This window comes from Siminovitchia terrae, from assembly GCF_003605405.2.
GTDB classification, from domain to species: domain Bacteria; phylum Bacillota; class Bacilli; order Bacillales; family Bacillaceae_C; genus Siminovitchia; species Siminovitchia terrae.
This window is the reverse complement of the sequence record NZ_QYTW02000005.1, coordinates 1-18,904: the sequence shown is the minus strand read 5'-3', so window position 1 is coordinate 18,904 and position 18,904 is coordinate 1. Positions and strand designations below refer to the sequence as shown.

The window sequence follows — 18,904 nt, the reverse complement described above, 5'->3', positions numbered from 1 at the left end:
GAAGTCCTTCTTTAACAACTTTAATAATATCTTTCGCTATACATTAACTCCGTCTGATGACTCGCTTTGATCTGCACGACCCCCGGCTCCAACTCTTTCCACACTGTCTCAAACGCAATGGAAACAGCCAAATCCTTGCCGTTTAGCCGTACGTCCCTTTTACCATAATCAATCTCCAACACATCGCCTGCAATAAAATCATAGTTTAGTAAGACTTTGCCGCCTTTGCTAGTTTCCAAGCTAAATGACGATTGTGGGACGGTGAATCGGGTTCGGCTGGTCCAAGGCGTTGATTCTTGGCCGCCGATAGTAAATATTTGATTTGAAGTTGTGATAGACAAAGTATGTTCAGCACCCATTTTATACAAACATGCAAATTCAACGGGAAAATGACACGATTTCATCTTCGTCTACTCCGCCATCTAATGCCGCCATAAAGTGCCTATTGGGTTGATCATCAAATGTAAGCTTCTCTGCTTCCTTCGTGATCAACCACCCGGCAACTTCTTCTGCTTTATTCAACAAATCCTCTTTACTATTACCATCAATGAATAAGGTAACAGGGATCATCAAGACCTCTTTTTCAGTGCTTAATAATCTGGTATGACCAGACCGAGTTGTATGGATATTTCTATTTAAAGGCGCCCAATATGGCCGCTTTTTCTCCAAAACGGTAACGAATGGTTTTCGTATTCCGTTAAAAGTCATGCTGATCATTTAGGCGCCCTCCTTGTACGTTTTGTTTTTCTGCCCTGCAACTTGGTAATAACAGGTTCCAAGACTCTTGCGACAACTTGATCATTCATGATGACTTGCAAGTCTTGTCCAGCTTCAACAGCTTCTGCTATCCTCATGAGCAAACTGATAACTTCACCATTGTCACTTCCTCGATCAAAACCTAACTCTCGTCCAGTCTGCTCCCATATAGCCCGCTGGCTCACTCGCTTGGCTGGATCATGGGAAATGATAGACTCAGCCCAACCACCTTCAGCGATCCACGCTAATTGCGGATAATCCACAATCCCACCATCTGCATACCCCCTGTAAGGGCCGCCACTCATCATTGACTTGATTCCTGGTGTATTAAAGACGGTGCCATAACGTTTCTTGATGTAATTGATTGCTGCAACAGCGTTGTGGATCGGGTTCATGATGCTATCCAAGCCTTTTTTCTTGTATGCCATGAATGTCGGCATGATCGTTTGCATAAGTCCCATGGACGGTGTACCACGCTTGGCGTTGATGTCCCAAGTGTTGACTACCCTTGGATTACCGCCGGACTCCTTCATCGCAATGGTTGTAAGTGGTTTTAACCAACTGTCCGGAACGCCCGTTATACCCATAGCAGCTTTGATCCAATTTCTCACACTAGCTGTACCGGCTACGCCGCCGCTGAAACTACCACCACCTAATGATTCGGGGTTGATTGCCTGTCCACCTTTCCTCACTTCAAAGTGAACGTGTGGACCCCTGCTATCGCCTGTGCTTCCGACTAATCCTAGGATCTGCCCTTTGCTTACGGTATCGCCAGCTTTAACCTTATTCTTGCTATTGTGAGCATAAAGATAGGATAAGCCGCCTGCACCTTGGACAAGGACATAGTTCCCGTATCCACCAAAGCCAGAACCGGATTTTCCGAAGCCAGCAGAAATGACTTTACCTCCTGCCTGCGCTGGAATAGGTGTTCCCGCCGGTGCAGCATAGTCAACACCTTTATGCAGTTTTCCCCAACGCATCCCGTAACCTGATGTTTTATGGAAAGGCGCACCAAAACTAAAGGACCCGCCATCAATTGCGGCAAAATCATTCATTTTATCTTTTACAAAATCAATAGCCTTATTTTTGATAAAGCTGATTCCGCCTTTAGCGATTTTTGACATTGCACCCGAAAGACCCATATCAGGAATATATTTCGCCCATACCTTTTTCATAAGTTCTTTTGGCTTGCTTATATACTCAAAAACATCTAGGGCTGTATGTTTTACTTTATTATAGGTATTTTTAACTCCTGATTTTAAGCTTCCTATAACATCACCGATACCTTTTTTATAGGCGGGGATATTTAAAAATGCTTCAGTTTCCTCTCCAGATAAAACAGATGTCCCTTCAGGCAAATTGACTAAGGTGTCCCTATTAGGGCTAAGCATCAAATTCCCATCTGGTGTCCGGATCAACTCTTGCTTACCGCCGTCACCTACAATTGCAAGCCCGCCAGGATGGCCTTTTGTTCCTTTTTTATACTTCGGGACAGTCCATGTACCTAAGTGGTTCTTTTCATTCACGCCCAATTTTCCAAGGACATCGTTGATCCCTCTGATAACACCATTAACACCTTTTCCTAGTCCTTGTACCATTTTGTTGGCAAGACCTTTCATGCCGTCGTAGACCTTATAACTCATTTCCGCGATGCCTTTTTTCATGCGCCCTGGCATATCCTTGACGATTTTGACCATTCCGGAAACATACTCGCCCACTTTATCCTTCGTTTTCTTGAAAATATCGGATATCGTCTGGCGCATCGTGGTAAACCTGTCTCGGATACTGGATACCGCTGACTTTACAGGGTCAACAATCCTCTTTCTGATGGAATCCCAGGAAGACTTGGCTATCTCTTTAATTTTATTAAAGATATTGCGAATATTATCGCGCGCATTAGTAAATCTTGTCTTCAGCGTATCAACTGCGGATTTCACAGGATCGATAATCCTTTTCTTAATACCATCCCATGCTGATTTCGCTATGTCTTTAATTTTGTTAAAGATAATTCGAACGGTGTCACGAGCTGTGGTAAACCTTGTCTTGATCGCATCAACTGCCGATTTAACCTTGTCAACAATTCTTTTTCTAATACCTTCCCAAGCTGATTTCGCTATATCTCTTATTTTGTTGAAAATTTTATAGACAGTATCACGAGCAGCAGTGAATCTTGCTTTAACTGCGTCAACCGCAGATTTCACTGGATCAACGATTCTTTTTCTGATTCCGTCCCAAGCTTTTTTCGTCAGCTCTCGTAACTTGAGAAAAATACCATTCACTGTATCTTTCGATTTTGTAAATCTATCTTTCACAAAATCTACGATACCCTTAACGATTTTGGAGATCGTATTTACTATGGCTTTCCAAGAGTTACGAAAAGCGTTGAACAGCAACTTTCCAATGGTGACAACGCCTTTCAGCAATTTACCCCACATCATCAACTGTATGCCATTCCAGATAAGTTTTAGGGCACCGAAAAAGATTTTTTTAATCCCTTCCCACATTTTCTTAAAATCACCGGTAAAGAGACCGCTGAACACTTCAATAATCCCCATGATAACCTTTATGGCGCCGTCTATAACGCCACTTATGTTGTCCCAAATTTCCTCTGCTATGAAAAGCAAAACCTTAAAGGTTACCTCGAATATTTTTCGCAGGACTGGTAGCGATTTTTCAAACGCAACAACTAAAAATTCAATGGTTGTTTTCACTACTTTAAAAATACCGCGTATGCCACTCCATACTGACTTTGCTATAGGGACTAAAACCTTAATGGTTCCTTCGAATATTTTTTTCAGAATCGGCAGTGACTTCTTGAACGCAATAACTAAAAAATCCATGACTGTTTTCACTACAGTCGAAATGCCCTCAAAAATATTCTTGAACGCCTGAAGAATTTGTTCTCCGTCTGAATCCCAAAAAGCTTTTATTTCGTATATTTTGTCTCTGAAAAAGGCGGCAACAGTTTTGATGCCTTTCCAAACCGCTCCGAAAACTTCACCAAAAAATGATAGAAACTTAGGCCCTTCTTTGGCTAAGATAGCTGAAATCTCTTCTGCTCTAGCCTTGAAAAACTCAGTAACGTCAGATATAACTTCCTTGACCTTCTGGACGACTTTGATGACACGATGCATTTCCTCGTTGGACAGAAAAGTCTGCATAAACTCAATAGACTTTCCTTTCTGAGTCCCAGAATCAGCCTGAAAGTAAGAAAGTGCACCTCTTAATAAGTCCTTAGCTTTATTTACTTTTTCAGTCAGTTGATCATAGAAATCCTTGAGGCCTGAAAAATAATCCTTAACCTTATCAATTACACCTTTGACTTTCTGTACAGCCTTAATAACACGGTGCATCTCGTCATTAGGAAGAAATGTCTGCATGAATTCAATGGATTTCCCCTTTTGGGTGCCTGAGTCGGCCTTGAAGTACGAGAGAGCACCTTTTATTAAATCCATGCCTTTTTTCACTTTTCCGGCCACTTTATCATAAAAATCTATAAGGCCAGAAAGTTCTTCCCTTATCTTCTTTGTAGTTTTCACAACCCATTGAACCTGTTCTGCTGGTAAAAGTTCTAGGAGAAACCCCATCGCTTTTCCTTTGCCAGATTGAGAACCAGCAACATCTGCTTTAAAGAAAGCAAAAGCGCCCTTAAGAACTTCGATGCCAAGTTTTACCTTATCAACGACTTTTCCAAAGCCATCTTTGAACTTTTTAGCCGCTTTATTATAGAATTCTATAAATCTATAAAATGAATCCACTGCACTGTCTTTAAAGGAAACGAAAGCATCTTTAAGGACTTCGATTACGGGTTTTACCTTGTCAACGACATTTTGAACGACATTTCTAAAGGTTTCCGACTTCTTGTAAGCAACCACGAAAGCCGAGGCTAACCCTGTTATCACAGATATCGTGATCCCTATTGGCCCAGTTAAAAAGCCGAACAAGCGCCCCAATAACCCTACTGCCTTACCTGATCTGAATACAGCCGAACCGATCTTTTTTATTTTGTCTATAGCTGGCGACAAAAATTTTAATAGTTTTCCAAGTCCATCAGATACATTGGCTATAAACTTTCCGAACATACTTAAACCTACTAGCACAGGTCCAAGTGCAACGGTTATGATGGACCCAACGATCGCAACCTTATCAATGATGCTTTGGACAGAAGGAGATAATCTGTCATAAGCTGACTTTACTGTTTTCGCTTTGTCTATAAAACTGGCAAACATTTCTCCGAATTTCACACCAGCTTTTTCCGCCATGCCACCCATCGTGTCAAGGCTTCCGGTAAAGTCCGCTATCAATGGTTTGAGTTGGGAGAAAAAACCGCCGCCCTTACCGCCTGCATCCAAAAAGGAAGCACCAATACGACCGACCGCTGCCCACATATTAGCGAGGCCGGCTGTAAATGACGTTTCCCCCATTTTCTTAGCTGCACCACCGATGTTTTTCTCGATGGCATTCATCAGCATTTCGGATGATATTTGTCCGTCGGAAGCCATATCAAACACCGCATCTGCGGCCACGTGGGCCTCCTTAGCCAGCCACTGATACACTGGCAAGCCCCTGTCAGATAACTGTTGAAGTTCGCCATTGTATGCCTTATTAGACGTTTTGACTTTGTTTAGGATAGACCCCATCTCGCTCATGCTTGCTCCAGCAATTGCCGCTGCGTCACCAGTCAAAGACAAATACCGTGTTAATGTCTTCCCTTCTTTAACTCCGGCAGCCACGGCATTTGCTGCTGTTGTTGCAGCTTCATCCATCCCAAACGATGTGCCACGAACGGAATCAAGGGCCGACTCCATGATTTTCTCCACGCCTTCAGCATCATGACCAAGACCTTGTAACTTTGCTCTGGCTGTGTCTATGCCTATTAGACGACCAAGACCTTTCACCATCGCTATACCCGCTAATGCGGATGCTGCTCCCGCGGCTGGTTTGGATATCTTTTTGGTTAAACTATCGCCCACCTCTTTCGTTTTGTTAGAGATGGATTTCAGGTCGTTCCCAAAATTAACTAGAGATTTTCCGGTTGAGCGGGTAAAGTCTCTAAACCTAGCACCCGCTGATTTAACAGACTTGGATAGATTGTCAGCCGTTACGCCTGTTGCCTTGAAACGTTTCCGAAGCGGTCATTAAATTCAAGAATCAAATAATCAACCGCATCGTTATGATCATTAATCATAATTCCTGTGTCGACGCTTTTGTTCCCTACTCCAAATTGTTGATCATCTACCAGCATTTCTAATTTTGACTTAGACAAGTAGATACCCTCCCTTTTGACTACTCATTTCACCAAAAAGGACTATTTACCTACTTAATTCGTTCGACATTAACCGACAAAACCATATTGAATATTTCCAAAGTGGCTGCATATAATTTAATACCTTCCTGGAAGGGAGGTGAAAGCATGACTTACATTGATATCTGCCTCATAGTAATTGATGGGAACTACATTATACCATTGCTACTGATATCTATTAATCTACCTAAATCCTAGGAAAGGTAATTGTGCTTTACCCTTACCATCGACACAAATTGTCAATGGTGAGTGGCCCGACATTAATAAAATAAAATTATATAATCAGATATGAAAAAGCGCCATCCTTTTCCAGAGGACAGCGCGACAGATACAAAAAAGATTCATCACTAGTACAGACTTCGCATGACAACCGCATGACATAAATTATTATCCCACCTCATTTATTCTTTTTTCCACCTTATTTCTAGCTCGTTTAATATGCGTTTGTACAGAGCTTTTACTGATGCCTAATTCATCGGCAATTGTCGCCCAGCTCATTCCTTGAGCTACATTCAATAAATAGCACTGCCGCTCCCTTCGGGAAAATGATGAAAGAATATCCTGGAGAATAATTTTTTCTTCTCTTGTCATCAGTGGCTTTCGTTCATTTACATCATCCAACTGATCCGCAATATCTGGAATCAAGTCCATATTCTCAAGAGAACGTATTTGATAAACCGATCTCTTATCAACGCCCCGATATGTTCCTGGTTGTCTCCCAGTTTCTAGCCACTCAATGGCAAAATCCATATCCTCTACCATGCTATTAATCATAGTTTTGTACTCACTTTCGACAGGATTCTTTTTATCCAAATTTTTGCTGGCTCTTAATAATTGGCTTTTTCCATCTGAGTATTCTTGAATCAATTTGTCCGCCCAATTTGGCATAAAAATACCTCCTAACGCTGTCTAAAGGAACCTCTGTGTCTCCTGTATGTCGGTCTGTTTACATCCATAAGGCTTTTGAGTTCGAATTCCGTCAATCGCTCTGTACGGCGTTTCTGTGGCTTCCTGCGTTGCTTTACTTCCTGATGCTGCTGTTTCCAGTTCCGCAGCTGCTCTTTAAATGTTTTGTTCATAGCCAAACCACACTCACGATGAATGCTACAAGGCTTGCGTAAAAGGCTCCCATCAATCTATCCTGTAAAAGCACATCATTATTGGTACCCATCACCCCTAAAAATGAAATAACGACGATACATAATAGGACTATTTGAAATGCGATAATCATAGTTTTTCCTCCTTTAAAATAAAAAGGACACCAAATAACGCTTTTTGCGTCATTCAGTGTCCTCTGGTTGGCCAGGGGGACTATTAAATAAATATACTTTTTTCGAATTCCTCCCGACTATACAACTTTCCGTCATTGACAATTCGAGTAAGTATCGCTCTAAAAATATCCTTGGTATTGTCTAGATGTTCATAAACCTGTTCCGTTTTTATTTTTGACCCATGTACTGCTCTTGACCTGAAACCATACATTTTTCTTAATTTGCGATAAAACTCATATCTTTCATTTCCCCTTTCATAGAGAAATGATGCAATAATTGTTGAGAGCCTAAAAGTAATTTCTTGGTTAACTTCAAATAATGACTCTATTCCTGCCCATATCAAAGCGGTGGCCATCCTCAAATTGGAAATATGATTAAAGGTTGTATAACTTTCAATCGCGGTGGAAAAGTGCTCATTTTGACATAGTTCTCTGAATATATCCATTTTATCATTTACCCACTGAATATCTTCTAACGTAATGTGATTACTTTTTCCGAATTTCCAAACCTTGTCTACCTCTTCATTTACTATGATTGAAATCGTTGAATTTTCCACTCCCATAATGGTTGACCATGACTTGGAAGCCCCAAATGAAACAACGAAATTTTCACCTGTCTTAATTCGCAACAGTGCAGTAAAATAAAAAAGTAAATCGGGATTTTTCTCCAAAGCCTCTGCTGATATAAATAGTTCAAACTTTGCTTCCTGGGCAAATCCGACTAAGTTACCGCCGAGGTGTTTGCTTTCTATTTCTAGTGCACTTGTTAACGACTCATAGTCTGGTGGATCTTCTATTTCCTGTATTCTCCCAAAATTTAATATTAATTTATCAGAAAAGTCATCCCTAAAGTTATTTAGCAGAAAATATGTTCCCTCAGCAATATACAAGTCATTTTCCAATCTTTTTTTGCACCTGCTAATTTTGTCTTTATGACCTTGAAATCTCGTTTTTATGTCTTTCAATTTGTCAGCATCAGATAATGAATCCCAGTCTTCACTTTTCAAAACTCCTCCCCCTCATCCCTCGTACTCAATTCACTTTTTTTCAGTGCCCTCCAGTGTGCCGGTAGAACTTTTTAAACTTTCATTTATTATATATATCAAGTGATCCGCTTGATGCACTGCCATTGAAATATGGTTTTTTGCCTCATCTTCTTCCGTAGCTAAATGCCCTTGAAAATTAATTTCTATATCATAGATTTTTTCGTTAATTTCAGCGAGTAGTTTATAGTTTTCTACAGATATGTACTTAAGATCAATACTTAGTAATGTTCTCGTAATTTCTTTTAATTTATATAATACAGCTTCTATTTCCTTTAAAGGATCAACGTTATACGGATTATGTGAAAGGTGGAGATTCCTAAAGAAAGAGATTCTACTTACTTCTTTACGCATTAATTTCAAATGCATATTAAGAAAAACATCATATTTTTGCTGGCTAACCTTTTCCTTTTCCTTTTCTTTAGCTGCATCATAATTAATTTGTTCTCTTACCGATTTTACAGTGTATTTACCTGCAAAATAAGCTCCTAAGAATGCTCCGCCTAATGTTCCTATTACACCTAGAATAGTTTTGGTGTCAAGAATCCTTTCAAATTTATACTCTTCTTGATACAGATAAAATATTAAAAAGCATAAACATCCAAGCAATATCCAGGACGCCCAAAAATAAAAGTCATCCCTAAGCCTCAAAACTCCTCCCCCTCTACCTTCGATTTTTGCCACTCAGTGTCCTCCAATGGGCTAGTAGAACTATACATCTATCAGGTATTGTTTATGAATGTCTATTCCATTTTCTAATTTTCCTTCCTTTATTTTAATAACCGGAGTTTTTATTTCGAACTTATTTCCTTCTATATCCATTCCAGTTATATGAATGGCTCCTTCGGTTGTAGCGTCTTTGGTTATTCTTACAACAATTGCAAAGCTATCTAAAGCACTACTTTTATCTGTTCCAACCTCTCCATTGAAGTATCTTTCAATTTCGACTCCAGAACCTGTGAAAGTCACATCTTTTATATGGTAAAATGGATGGCCTTTACTCTCTAAATCTAAGAAAAAACCATTAGTTTGTCGGCTTATCCCTCTAATCCTAAATATAGGTTTTATTTTTATTGCCTTTTGCTTTTCGTTTAGCTTATATTGTTTTACCGTAAGGTTAACGGCTTTCCATGAGGCTATAGCTGCTACTGTTGCTATAATGACTGAAATTAATTGTAACCAGTCTTTTAATTCTGTCTTTAAAATCCAGTTTACTAAATCTTCGTTCAAAACTCCTCTCCCTCTCTCCTCACCATATATTGAATTATAAAATCTTCGGTGGCTGTAATCCTTTTTTCTTTTAGGATATTCAGGTTTACCTTGAATAGTTGTGTCGAAACAGTATAAAGGTGTTTCTTTTAATAAATTCAATACATATTTATCTCTTCTTTGAAATCCCCCAGCTGCTCCCCAAGCCAATATAACTTTATCAGCATCTTTAATCGCATTCTCTATATACCAATTATTTAAATCTCCAACAGGATCAATATCATTATTCCTTACACATTCTTTTAATTCCTTGATGCTTCTGGTTCTAAGGGCAAACAAATTAACAATTTCCATGGCACCATATTTATTGTCCAAAGTATAATTAAAACAATAATTAGATGTAGAACCCAGTTGGATATCATCTCTAATGTTCGGGTTAAACATGATAAAAGTAATTTTGCCTTTTAATGTTGTTACTTTCCGTGTTAAAGAATAGCGATATTTTTTACATTCACTAAAAATCGCCTGAGTTTCAATAACATGAGATAATTTAATAGTTGAATTGTCCATTTTTTCTCCTTATATAAAAAGGGAGAAATTCAAAACTCCTCCCCCTCTTCCCTTCGCATCCGCTTCACTTTCCCCTGGTGTGTAACAATCTTGTATTCTCCATGAGGAGGAAGCTCTCTCAACTTCGCTTTTCCATCACAAATGACAATTACGCAGCTGGATGGTATTTCCATTAAATCTAATTGTAGTCTATTTGTACTAGTTAATTCAATATCTTGTAATCTCATGAAAGATCCCTCCCAAATATGGTATAATCAACTTGCCGATTTGATTAGCCGGGAGGGATCCTGGCTTTTTGTTTATTTTTGGTCTTCTGACAACACATTTCTGATCAACTCTCCTTATCGGCCACCACGCCCCCCTTGACTATGCCTCTCAGGCCCTGATTGATTTGTTGCATGGGATCACATCCTGTGCCCGTTTATGTTCATATCGCGAATTAATAATCAGAAAAATAAATAAATTAGGTGTTGTAATTAGGTGAAAAGAAGTAAAAAGGAGCCCTCTTATGAAAAAAATCGTCAATATACTACGATTTGTTTATCTTCCTTTATGCGGTCTTTTGGTCCTTCCTGTATCCTATTGGACAGCTTCCGGAGCTATATCAGAATATGGTCCAGATGCCCCCATGTTTCCAATGCCCCTTTGGTTAATTCCTGCAGCAGTCTTCATTCTTGGTGTAGTTATTCAATGTTGGAGGAAATATTTTTGGGTAGGTATAAGTTTAACCCTATTGTCTCTGTTAATTTTCTTATTACCTTATCTGTTCGCGTTCCTTCATCTTGGTTAAGATAGCTAGGGGAGGATGTTCCCCTGCTCTTTTAACCAGCGTATTTACTAAAATCTGTTCCTCTAACCGAAATAAATGTTAATATATCTTTAGATATGTTTTAAGGGACCATCTGGTCAAAGACCATTAGCAGTGTTATTTGTATTGCTTATTACATTGCAATTATTATTTAAAGCTAAAAACAGGGTGGTGGTTGATATGACAATTAATTTCTTGTTAGAAAGTTTAGCTGATATTACTGGTCATTTGACCGCGCTTTGTGGATCAGCTCTTGTAACAGCTGCTATGGCCCCTTAAGATATCTCTTCTTCTCTCACATTGAGCTATGCGTTAATCAAATAAACTTAACTGCCTTGTCTCATAATTCATGATCAGCAATTCCTCTGCCAGGCCTCCAACGTTCTGTCCGCCTACCGCCTGCTTAAAGGCGCTGTGTCGCTCAATGTTCCAATGACCATAAATTTCGGCGATTATTGGATCATCGTAATAAGATAGGATCACTTTCCCTCGAGCTGAATTAAGCAATTCTCCCAGTTCGTAATGATCTTCCAACGTGAACCCTCCTGCATAAGACTTTTCTCGGCCGGCATATGGAGGATCAACATAAAAAAAGGCTTCTTCCGAATCGTATTTTTCTATTAAGGTCCTGAAATCCAGCCTTTCGATCATTACTCCCTGCATCCTTTTGACGAACTTCCGAATGACCTGACAGGCGTTGACATACCCCATCGCCGGGTTTTGACTAGAGCTGGTACTATGCCGCCGAACCAAATTAAAGGTGATCTAGCTTTCATTAGTTCACTTCCTCAAATCTCCCGTTCTCGTATTGCACAATCGACAACTTGTGCGGGTACCGCTTATGAAACATCTTTTCCTTCATCCGGAAAACATCCGTCTTGACTCCCTTTACATCCACCACTTCAATGGATCCGTCCGTATGGTGTATCTCAAAGTCCGCAATGTACTCTATCTTTCTATGAGTCTTGCCATCCTTTTCAAAGGCTTCTTGGAGCAAGTACCTGGGCTGAGGACGGAAGAACAATATCTGCTTATTGGCTTCCAGCCACTTTAGTTGTTGGTAGTACTTTGACTCTGCGATACTGTCAAAAACATGGCCATCAACCTCGACCTTTTTGTTCCGGTACTTAGACCGTGGTCTCCTAATCTTTCTGTACTCTTGTACCGGCATACGTTGATTCATTTGTAATCTCCTCTATTAAATCTAATAAATTCAACCATTTTACTCCCTTTCCGCTTCTTACTAGCTCGTTTTATAGAAACTTGCATAAACTGAACTATCCTTTCGAAAGGTGGTGAATTATATGGGATGCTTCGGCGGTTGTGGACGTGGTGGTTACGGTTACGGCGGTGGTTATGGAATGGGCAGCTCCTTCGCGTTAATCGTGGTGCTTTTCATTCTGTTGATTATTGTCGGCACAGCATTTGTCCGTTACTAGTCCATCCACATACGTAGACCGACACCACAACGTTATTTAAGCCCTTTAACTCACCTCCTGAAGAGCGCTTCCGCCAGGCGCTCTTTAATATCCTGCCTCTTTCCTAAGTTCTTCAATTAACCTCAACATCTTCCTCTTTAAAAACAAGTGATCCAGTAGGAGAATATTCCTCAGACTCCCAATCTCTCAAAAACTCATCTCGCTGATCGATATAAGTGCCGAACATTTCATCCTCGCCCATGTCTGCGATTAGGCCGGACCGAACAGCATCAACGTACATTTTGACGAAGATGCGTGTCTCAGACTTGCCGGTAGTTAGCGAGTGCTCCGTTTGGGCTTCAATGCTTACGAGGTTGTCTTGTGAATCCGTGTAACCCAATCTATCAATTTCCTTACTCGTATATCGTCAGTAAAAATTAAAAAGTGGGACATTTATTTTGGAATAATTTTCCGATGTCACTAAGGAAGGATACGAGACTATCGAAAATTGGACCATTTTCCATGAAAAAACTTTTTAATGTTGTAGAATATTCCTGTATAAAGGACGCAGAGGAGAGTTATTATTGAACACTTTATTTTTCGTACTAGCCCTAATAGCCGTACCAACATTAATTGTGTCGGCGATTCTTGTAATTTTTAAGAGTATCCGAAAAATAGGCTTTAATAATGATGGGAAGCTGTATTGCAATTCTTGTTATATCCGTCATTGGATTCATCGCTACCACTGACACAGACGAGCCGGATAAATCAGATCGAGCAGTTGCAGATGTTAAGAATGACGACGACAAGCCTGAGAAGGATGCAGAGGAAGACGAGGTTTCCGATGATAAAGAGGAAGAATCCTCCGAAGGCATAGACCCTGTAGAAACAAGTGCAGAATGGTCGATAGAAAACCACATAGAAGAACGTACTGACAAGGAATATCATAAGACCTCGATTAGTAAAGTACAGGTATTCTATGTGTGGGACGTGAAGATTGGCGCCAAAAACACACGTAACATGACGGAAAATTACTCCGAAGATTTGGCCGCGAGTATGAAGGATTTCGACGAAGTAAAAAAGCTTACCATATTTTGGGAGGTTCCGTACCATGTTGAAGGCGACAATATCGTAAAGTATACGTTTGGGCGTAATGACAGCGGTATGTATTTCGATGATGTATGGTATGCCCCGGTAATCAGATAAAGACCCCGCTTAACTGCGAGGTCTTTATCTGATTACCGTTTAATTTTACGAGGTTTATTATTTTTTCCGATTACCTGGTTAATGCCAGAGTATGCCGCATGCTGCTTCGCTAATGATTTACCTGACAGATGCGTATACCGGAGCACCATCCGCAAGTCAGAATGCCCTAATAGTAATTGAAGGTGACGCATATCTCCAGCGTTTTCGAGGAACATAGTTGCGGCTGTATGGCGAAATAAATGCGGATGAACATTTTTCTTGATGCCCGCCCTTTTAGCGAACATATTATGCTGTTTACGGAAGTGATCCCGAGACACAGGCTCGCCGTAGTTAGCTAGGAAAACGTACTCGCTATCAAAGTCCTCTTTATTCTCCCGAATTAACTCTCCAATTAATTTCGTTGTCGATTGGCTCATTGGTAAAATTCGAAACTTACCGTTCTTAGCGATTGACGCCGGTATGGTTATGAGGTGTTCTTTCAGATTGAAGTCGGAAAAGCTTCACTGATCCGCGTCATGCCGTCGAGTAGGAAGTTCATTAATACGTAATCTCGGAAGTCCGCGAATTGCCGTTGATTTGGTGAGGATAATAACTGACGAAGTTCATCCGCTTCCAGTACGCATATCGCTTCTTCGGGTTCGGATACGTTCTTTGCGCCTAATGCGGGATTACTTCTAATCAGCCCTTTTTCTATTAAACAGTTAAACATAACACGTAACGTTTTAAGCCTCGTATTAATCGTGCTTGGCGCCAAGCCTTTTGTCTGTACGGCCTCAGGCTTATACTTGTGCCCCTAATACCGCGCGATTTCTTCACGCATATAAACTACGTAACTTCGTAAAACGTCCTCGTTTATCTTGCGTATATCATGGGGTATGTCTGCACAGTCTAAATAGTCGACAAAGTAAGCGAAATTCTCGTCATATTGACTGATCGTGCTGTAGGCAATACCTTCGGCTTTCTTTACTTCCTTAAACTGTTCGAACAACTTGTCGAGTTTGTACGTGTTTCTCTGGACTGTTGAGCGAGAGTTCTTAACGCGTTTCCCTTTTCGAATGTCCGTCAATTTGGTCGCTCCTTTCGATTATGTCACCGAACATGAGAACCGCCACCTTGTCGGTTTAAAGGACCGCTACCCTGACACCTAAGTCTTCGCTTATGTCAACGCATAGAAAAAGGCGCCAAACGCTGTAATACCAACGTCTGACGCCGTGCGATGATTCCGACTGGGTTCGAACCAGCGACCTCCACCCTGTCAAGGTGATAGGATATACTATCATCAAAAATCACCTACTCTCAAATCATTGATATGGCGGCATTACTTAACTTTTAAACTCTCAATAACTTTCTGGTTTTAACACTTTTGGTCACAAAATATCAAAAGTTGGTCACACGTTGGTCACAAGCGTTAAAGGATGAACTGGAAAACTAACTAATAAAAACAAAAGAGCACAGCGTGTATAAGTGGTGTCCCCACACCCTTATACCGTCCGCCTGACGCACCAGGCAAACACTTGCTGTACCCTTATGAACATTTTACAATCATAGGGTTTATTTAGCAACGGTTTGCACAACAGGCCGTTGCTTTTTTGTTTCCGCAAAGGAGACAGTATGATGAAAACCCGCATTGATGTAATTGCTCAAGAAGAATCATATACTAACCTTTCTACATTTAAAGACGTGGAATCATTAAATGAAGCTGTACGAACTTACAGAGACATTATCAAATCATCTGTTAAGCGTGCCGATGTACAGGCTAGGCTTATTGATCTATTGGAAATTTTAAAGCGCCACAGCTGTAAATATGTTGGCGTTAGTTTCCTATGCAAAAATTCAATTGCTGATAAATTAGAGGTTTCTTATAAAACTGTACAAAGATTAATGAAGAAATTAGAACAGTTGGACATGATCCGTCAGGTAGCCATGAAAAGAAAATCCGATATGCTGCAGACAGCTAATGCTATCATTATTCAACCTATTAATGAAGAAGTGTCCGACAAGGCCCCTGTTAAAAGTCCGACAAAGTGTCCGACCATTAAAACAAGTTCTAATCCTTTAAAACAAAATCTTATAAATAAACGTAATGATGTTGCTGTTAATGATTTTATGAAGGACTTTTCCCCATTTCCGGGGAAAAGCCGAGATGGCAGGCCTGCCACCGAATCTCTATTAACTAACGAGGATAATTTTAAACAAGCAGAGTTTGTGGGCTATTGGGTACCTAAACACTTTGCATCTTTGGTCAGCTATTTTTATAAAGATTCCTTAACCATCCAAGAATTTTGGAAGGTTGTTAAGCAATGCAATCGTGTTGTGAATGTCTTTACTGGCGACAGAGCATTTAATAGTGACCAGGAGTTGGCTATCGGTGTCAGAGCGATAAAAGAATTTGTCATGAAGGTTAAAACGGGCGTGCAAATGAATAACATCTTTGGATACTTTAATGGCATTGTCAACAACTTAATGGACAAGCTTTATTTTGATCGGGGATTTATGGCTGGATGAATAAAAGCCCCTCTCAAAAGAGAAGGACCTTCACTTATTGCATAAAGCCGAAGTCACAGTTTTCACAGTAAAACTGTACGTGTTTATTGTATTGCCAAACACAACCATAGTTGTCTGTTTCTGCTTGGCAAACAGGACAATTAATAAGAGGTTTAACTTCAGGCTCTCCATTTTCACGCTCATATATGTTCCTTACTTCTGAGATAAATTTTGAAATCAACTGTGCATATTGGGTTGGATTTCGCTTCATAATCTATGCTCCCCTCCTTTGCCTTACCGGGGCGACCGATAATATGTTGGCTAGGTTAAAGGTGCGGAATTGTCTTTTATGATAACAGTAGGCTTTTAATGCGGAATCAGTAACGGCTATCACTTTAATGACGCGCTGAGACATTTGGTTGTCCCTGTTTATGTAGATCATTTCAAGTCTCTGTTTGGATTCTACTGCACGCTTTAACAAGCTTTTCATATCATCACCCCGAACAATTGTTTGTATTTATTTTATATTATATGCGAACAATCGTTCTGTGTGCAATAGAAATAAAAGGAGGTATTTTGACATAAACGTTGAATCAAGGTTATAGGAATCAAATAAGAGAGGATGTTATTTTATTGAATGATTATAAAGATTTATATTTCGAACAAAAAATAAAGCCTAATCATTTATTGATAGGAAATGGTTTTTCTATTAGCGTATGGGACAAGTTTAGCTATAATTCGTTATATGAAAATGTAGAATACGAAATGGATGATATTGACCGAAAGCTTTTTAAATCATTTAATACCAGCAACTTTGAACACATTATGGAGCATCTTTTAAATGCGATTAAAATAAACAAAAAGTTTAACATTGATACAACCCAATTACAGGATAGCTACGAAAGAATAAAAAGTTCATTGATTTCGTCAATTATCAGTGTCCATCCAGATTATGAAAATCTGTACTTACAAACTAACGTAAAGCAAAACTATTGCTTCCGCGTTTTCACTGATAGCGTATTTACCACTAATTATGACTTAATACCTTATTGGTTGATAAATGAACTTTTAAGTAAACAAAGAAGAAACGTGACTGATTTTTTTACCAGACGTCCTAAAGGTTATTTATATTTTAACCCTAATAAAAATTTAGATGGATTGAAATTATTTTACTTACATGGTGCATTACACTTTTACATAAACCATTTGGGTGATGTTGTGAAGGTGGAAAATAGGCACGACTACCTTATACAATCAGTGGTGGAATCAATAAAAAAAGATCGTGCACCACTTTATGTTTCAGAGGGATCTTACGAAGGTAAGTTAAGACAAATAGAAAATAACCATTATCTATCATTTTGTTACGATTCGTTAAAAGAAATAGACGGTGACTTAACAATATTTGGGCTTGACCTTAGTACAGATAATGACAAGCATATAATTGAAGCTATAAATGCATCTGGTATTGAAAACATAGCATATGGAATCTTCGATAAATCTCGACAGGAATCAATCAAAGAATCAATAAATGACAAATTTAGAGATAAAACCATATTATTTTTCAACTCTGGGACATTTTATGATAACGTTATGCACATTAATTCCGATATTGTACTCAACACATAAAGCCCGGTCAACGATGGGCTTATTTTTATAAAAAGTTTTTAGAGGGTTTTAATGAAACTTGTAGAAAAGTAGTAGTTGGTATCGATTTACATACTGGGGAGAAAACAGCCAACTTTACAAAAAATGCTTTTGGGTTTGTAGTAATTTGTAAAAATTAAGGAGTTGATATTAGGTGATTTTTATTAGTCATACTTTTACAGACAAAGATTTTGTTAATGAAGTTGCGCTTCAATTAAAAAGAACGTACGGAAAAAATAATGTATTTTATGATACATGGTCAATCGAGTTTGGTGAAAGCATAATTGCTCGAATGAACGAAGGATTAACTTCAACTCAGTATTTCTTTTTGTTTATTACGAAAGAAAGTTTAGAAAGCGCACATGTTGAAAGAGAATGGCAAGCTTTTTTAAATAGCTATTTAACTAATAAAAAAGCAAGAGAAGGTTTAAATTTCATTCCTGTGTTATGTGACGATGTAGATGTCCCAATAATATTTAATGATCTGGTTTATATCAACTGTTATACAAATGGATTAGAGGTTACGATCGAAGAAATTAATAGGTTTATTGAAGGAAAACCAAACTTAGCTACAGAAAATATGTATAAAGAAAAATTTAGTAACCTTTATGCTGAAGTTATAAGTCAAAAAACTAACTCCGATAATTGCCTTGAGCTAGAAATAGAAGTTGGCATAAAAAGATTTATTGAAAACAACCTTACAATTGAGTTTTTATCTAATATTAAAAACCCATTCTATAAAGTCGAATGCCTTGTTTCAGGAATGTATGAACATGGCTATTTTGAAGGTGTTGCGGAAAACAAACACTTAGGATTAACATATAACTCTTACCTTTATAAGTTTAATATGCCCATAGATAAATATGAAAAATTAAGGTTTAAAATATATATAGATGAAAATAAAATCTCAGGATTAGGGTTAGATTTTAAACTATATCAAACTAAAGGTGAATCAAAAGAGTTAATAAAGTTCGCTAATGGTAGTAAAATTTTAAAAATATAGCCCCAGATGGGGCTATATTGGGTTTGTCAAATAAAGTGTGTAAGTACACTTTATTCAAGGTATCTTAAAACCCTATCTTTCAGTTCGTCGTGAAGGAGTAGTTGGTTCCTGACCATGGCCCAATTTTGGATACGGCCACCCTCCCATTTTGTTTCTAGTTCTTTAATACGTAAATACAATACTTTTAA

Annotated in this window: 23 protein-coding genes and 1 pseudogene; 6 read left to right on the top strand and 18 right to left on the bottom strand. The window is 38.9% G+C overall.

Annotated elements, in window-relative coordinates:
* Positions 1-20 precede the first annotated feature (20 nt).
* The 10 genes from D5F11_RS07205 to D5F11_RS07165 all read right to left on the bottom strand — a co-directional run bounded on the left by D5F11_RS07205 (position 21) and on the right by D5F11_RS07165 (position 10,380).
* On the bottom strand, positions 21-404 hold the full coding sequence (locus D5F11_RS07205) for a phage distal tail protein (RefSeq protein WP_120117553.1): 384 nt from the start codon (positions 402-404) through the stop codon (positions 21-23).
* Positions 379-717 carry a distal tail protein Dit gene (locus tag D5F11_RS07200; RefSeq protein ID WP_120117552.1) on the bottom strand — a complete coding sequence of 113 codons (339 nt, stop codon included), beginning with the start codon at positions 715-717 and terminating at the stop codon, positions 379-381. Before D5F11_RS07200 ends, D5F11_RS07205 begins: the two co-directional genes overlap by 26 nt.
* The gene (locus tag D5F11_RS07195) at positions 714-5,657 is read right to left on the bottom strand and encodes a peptidoglycan DD-metalloendopeptidase family protein (protein WP_120117551.1); all 4,944 of its coding nucleotides are present in this window, start codon (positions 5,655-5,657) and stop codon (positions 714-716) included. The genes D5F11_RS07200 and D5F11_RS07195 overlap by 4 nt, the downstream gene beginning before the upstream one ends.
* A 200-nt stretch (positions 5,658-5,857) precedes the next feature.
* Entirely contained in the window at positions 5,858-6,022 is a 165-nt protein-coding gene (locus D5F11_RS26105) for a hypothetical protein (protein WP_185830553.1), read from the bottom strand.
* 426 nt (positions 6,023-6,448) lie between these two features.
* The gene (locus D5F11_RS07190; RefSeq protein WP_120117550.1) at positions 6,449-6,949 is read right to left on the bottom strand and encodes a sigma-70 family RNA polymerase sigma factor; all 501 of its coding nucleotides are present in this window, start codon (positions 6,947-6,949) and stop codon (positions 6,449-6,451) included.
* A 187-nt stretch (positions 6,950-7,136) separates the two neighbouring features.
* Positions 7,137-7,292, bottom strand: a complete 156-nt coding sequence (locus D5F11_RS26100) for a hypothetical protein (RefSeq protein ID WP_185830552.1) — start codon at positions 7,290-7,292, stop codon at positions 7,137-7,139.
* An 83-nt stretch (positions 7,293-7,375) separates the two neighbouring features.
* Positions 7,376-8,338 carry a HEPN domain-containing protein gene (locus D5F11_RS07180; protein WP_120117548.1) on the bottom strand — a complete coding sequence of 321 codons (963 nt, stop codon included), beginning with the start codon at positions 8,336-8,338 and terminating at the stop codon, positions 7,376-7,378.
* A gap of 30 nt (positions 8,339-8,368) precedes the next feature.
* Entirely contained in the window at positions 8,369-9,058 is a 690-nt protein-coding gene (locus tag D5F11_RS07175) for a hypothetical protein (protein WP_120117547.1), read from the bottom strand.
* A gap of 27 nt (positions 9,059-9,085) precedes the next feature.
* Positions 9,086-10,153 carry a DUF1643 domain-containing protein gene (locus D5F11_RS07170; protein WP_120117546.1) on the bottom strand — a complete coding sequence of 356 codons (1,068 nt, stop codon included), beginning with the start codon at positions 10,151-10,153 and terminating at the stop codon, positions 9,086-9,088.
* Between the two features lie 29 nt (positions 10,154-10,182).
* Positions 10,183-10,380, bottom strand: a complete 198-nt coding sequence (locus D5F11_RS07165; RefSeq protein WP_120117545.1) for an XtrA/YqaO family protein — start codon at positions 10,378-10,380, stop codon at positions 10,183-10,185.
* A 707-nt stretch (positions 10,381-11,087) separates the two neighbouring features.
* On the opposite strand from D5F11_RS07165, the gene D5F11_RS26095 reads away from it, so the two are divergent.
* The gene (locus D5F11_RS26095) at positions 11,088-11,240 is read left to right on the top strand and encodes a hypothetical protein (RefSeq protein ID WP_185830551.1); all 153 of its coding nucleotides are present in this window, start codon (positions 11,088-11,090) and stop codon (positions 11,238-11,240) included.
* Between the two features lie 33 nt (positions 11,241-11,273).
* On the opposite strand, the gene D5F11_RS07160 is transcribed toward D5F11_RS26095, so the two are convergent.
* Complete coding sequence (locus tag D5F11_RS07160; protein ID WP_120117543.1) at positions 11,274-11,672, bottom strand: DNA adenine methylase; 399 nt, start codon at positions 11,670-11,672, stop codon at positions 11,274-11,276.
* A gap of 64 nt (positions 11,673-11,736) precedes the next feature.
* Positions 11,737-12,144 carry a DUF1064 domain-containing protein gene (locus D5F11_RS07155; RefSeq protein WP_120117542.1) on the bottom strand — a complete coding sequence of 136 codons (408 nt, stop codon included), beginning with the start codon at positions 12,142-12,144 and terminating at the stop codon, positions 11,737-11,739.
* Between the two features lie 178 nt (positions 12,145-12,322).
* Here D5F11_RS07155 and D5F11_RS28025 point away from each other — a divergent pair, with 178 nt between their 5' ends.
* On the top strand, positions 12,323-12,400 hold the full coding sequence (locus D5F11_RS28025) for a YjcZ family sporulation protein (RefSeq protein WP_373316437.1): 78 nt from the start codon (positions 12,323-12,325) through the stop codon (positions 12,398-12,400).
* A gap of 112 nt (positions 12,401-12,512) precedes the next feature.
* On the opposite strand, the gene D5F11_RS27310 is transcribed toward D5F11_RS28025, so the two are convergent.
* A complete protein-coding gene (locus tag D5F11_RS27310; protein ID WP_245998113.1) occupies positions 12,513-12,779 on the bottom strand; it encodes a hypothetical protein in 267 nt (88 codons plus the stop codon).
* A gap of 290 nt (positions 12,780-13,069) precedes the next feature.
* Here D5F11_RS27310 and D5F11_RS07140 point away from each other — a divergent pair, with 290 nt between their 5' ends.
* Positions 13,070-13,585, top strand: coding sequence for a hypothetical protein (locus tag D5F11_RS07140; protein WP_120117540.1), 516 nt, complete (start codon positions 13,070-13,072; stop codon positions 13,583-13,585).
* A gap of 32 nt (positions 13,586-13,617) precedes the next feature.
* Here D5F11_RS07140 and D5F11_RS27305 read toward each other — a convergent pair whose 3' ends face one another.
* A complete protein-coding gene (locus tag D5F11_RS27305; RefSeq protein WP_245998139.1) occupies positions 13,618-14,034 on the bottom strand; it encodes a tyrosine-type recombinase/integrase in 417 nt (138 codons plus the stop codon).
* A gap of 344 nt (positions 14,035-14,378) precedes the next feature.
* Positions 14,379-14,651 carry a hypothetical protein gene (locus tag D5F11_RS27300; protein ID WP_245998111.1) on the bottom strand — a complete coding sequence of 91 codons (273 nt, stop codon included), beginning with the start codon at positions 14,649-14,651 and terminating at the stop codon, positions 14,379-14,381.
* A 548-nt stretch (positions 14,652-15,199) separates the two neighbouring features.
* On the opposite strand from D5F11_RS27300, the gene D5F11_RS07130 reads away from it, so the two are divergent.
* Complete coding sequence (locus D5F11_RS07130) at positions 15,200-16,090, top strand: helix-turn-helix domain-containing protein (RefSeq protein WP_120119599.1); 891 nt, start codon at positions 15,200-15,202, stop codon at positions 16,088-16,090.
* Positions 16,091-16,124: 34 nt separating this feature from the next.
* Here D5F11_RS07130 and D5F11_RS07125 read toward each other — a convergent pair whose 3' ends face one another.
* Positions 16,125-16,340, bottom strand: a complete 216-nt coding sequence (locus tag D5F11_RS07125; protein WP_120119598.1) for a hypothetical protein — start codon at positions 16,338-16,340, stop codon at positions 16,125-16,127.
* A gap of 3 nt (positions 16,341-16,343) precedes the next feature.
* On the bottom strand, positions 16,344-16,559 hold the full coding sequence (locus D5F11_RS28320) for a WYL domain-containing protein (protein ID WP_120119597.1): 216 nt from the start codon (positions 16,557-16,559) through the stop codon (positions 16,344-16,346).
* Between the two features lie 143 nt (positions 16,560-16,702).
* Between D5F11_RS28320 and D5F11_RS07115 the strand changes: the two genes are divergently transcribed.
* Together D5F11_RS07115 and D5F11_RS07110 are read left to right on the top strand one after the other, a co-directional pair.
* The gene (locus D5F11_RS07115; protein ID WP_185830550.1) at positions 16,703-17,695 is read left to right on the top strand and encodes a DUF4917 family protein; all 993 of its coding nucleotides are present in this window, start codon (positions 16,703-16,705) and stop codon (positions 17,693-17,695) included.
* A gap of 172 nt (positions 17,696-17,867) precedes the next feature.
* The gene (locus D5F11_RS07110; RefSeq protein ID WP_120119595.1) at positions 17,868-18,716 is read left to right on the top strand and encodes a toll/interleukin-1 receptor domain-containing protein; all 849 of its coding nucleotides are present in this window, start codon (positions 17,868-17,870) and stop codon (positions 18,714-18,716) included.
* Positions 18,717-18,766: 50 nt separating this feature from the next.
* Here D5F11_RS07110 and D5F11_RS07105 read toward each other — a convergent pair.
* Positions 18,767-18,904, bottom strand: a pseudogene (locus D5F11_RS07105) (IS256 family transposase); the annotation flags it as partial.

Coding starts and splice junctions, on each gene's coding strand:
- D5F11_RS07205 (WP_120117553.1), bottom strand. CDS start 404: ATGAAATCGTGTCATTTTCCCGTTGAATTTGCATGTTTGTATAAAATG.
- D5F11_RS28320 (WP_120119597.1), bottom strand. CDS start 16,559: ATGAAAAGCTTGTTAAAGCGTGCAGTAGAATCCAAACAGAGACTTGAA.
- D5F11_RS28025 (WP_373316437.1), top strand. CDS start 12,323: ATGGGCAGCTCCTTCGCGTTAATCGTGGTGCTTTTCATTCTGTTGATT.
- D5F11_RS07160 (WP_120117543.1), bottom strand. CDS start 11,672: ATGGGGTATGTCAACGCCTGTCAGGTCATTCGGAAGTTCGTCAAAAGG.
- D5F11_RS07155 (WP_120117542.1), bottom strand. CDS start 12,144: ATGAATCAACGTATGCCGGTACAAGAGTACAGAAAGATTAGGAGACCA.
- D5F11_RS07165 (WP_120117545.1), bottom strand. CDS start 10,380: ATGAGATTACAAGATATTGAATTAACTAGTACAAATAGACTACAATTA.
- D5F11_RS07200 (WP_120117552.1), bottom strand. CDS start 717: ATGATCAGCATGACTTTTAACGGAATACGAAAACCATTCGTTACCGTT.
- D5F11_RS07140 (WP_120117540.1), top strand. CDS start 13,070: ATGGGAAGCTGTATTGCAATTCTTGTTATATCCGTCATTGGATTCATC.
- D5F11_RS26100 (WP_185830552.1), bottom strand. CDS start 7,292: ATGATTATCGCATTTCAAATAGTCCTATTATGTATCGTCGTTATTTCA.
- D5F11_RS07170 (WP_120117546.1), bottom strand. CDS start 10,153: ATGGACAATTCAACTATTAAATTATCTCATGTTATTGAAACTCAGGCG.
- D5F11_RS07190 (WP_120117550.1), bottom strand. CDS start 6,949: ATGCCAAATTGGGCGGACAAATTGATTCAAGAATACTCAGATGGAAAA.
- D5F11_RS07125 (WP_120119598.1), bottom strand. CDS start 16,340: ATGAAGCGAAATCCAACCCAATATGCACAGTTGATTTCAAAATTTATC.
- D5F11_RS07195 (WP_120117551.1), bottom strand. CDS start 5,657: ATGGTGAAAGGTCTTGGTCGTCTAATAGGCATAGACACAGCCAGAGCA.
- D5F11_RS07130 (WP_120119599.1), top strand. CDS start 15,200: ATGAAAACCCGCATTGATGTAATTGCTCAAGAAGAATCATATACTAAC.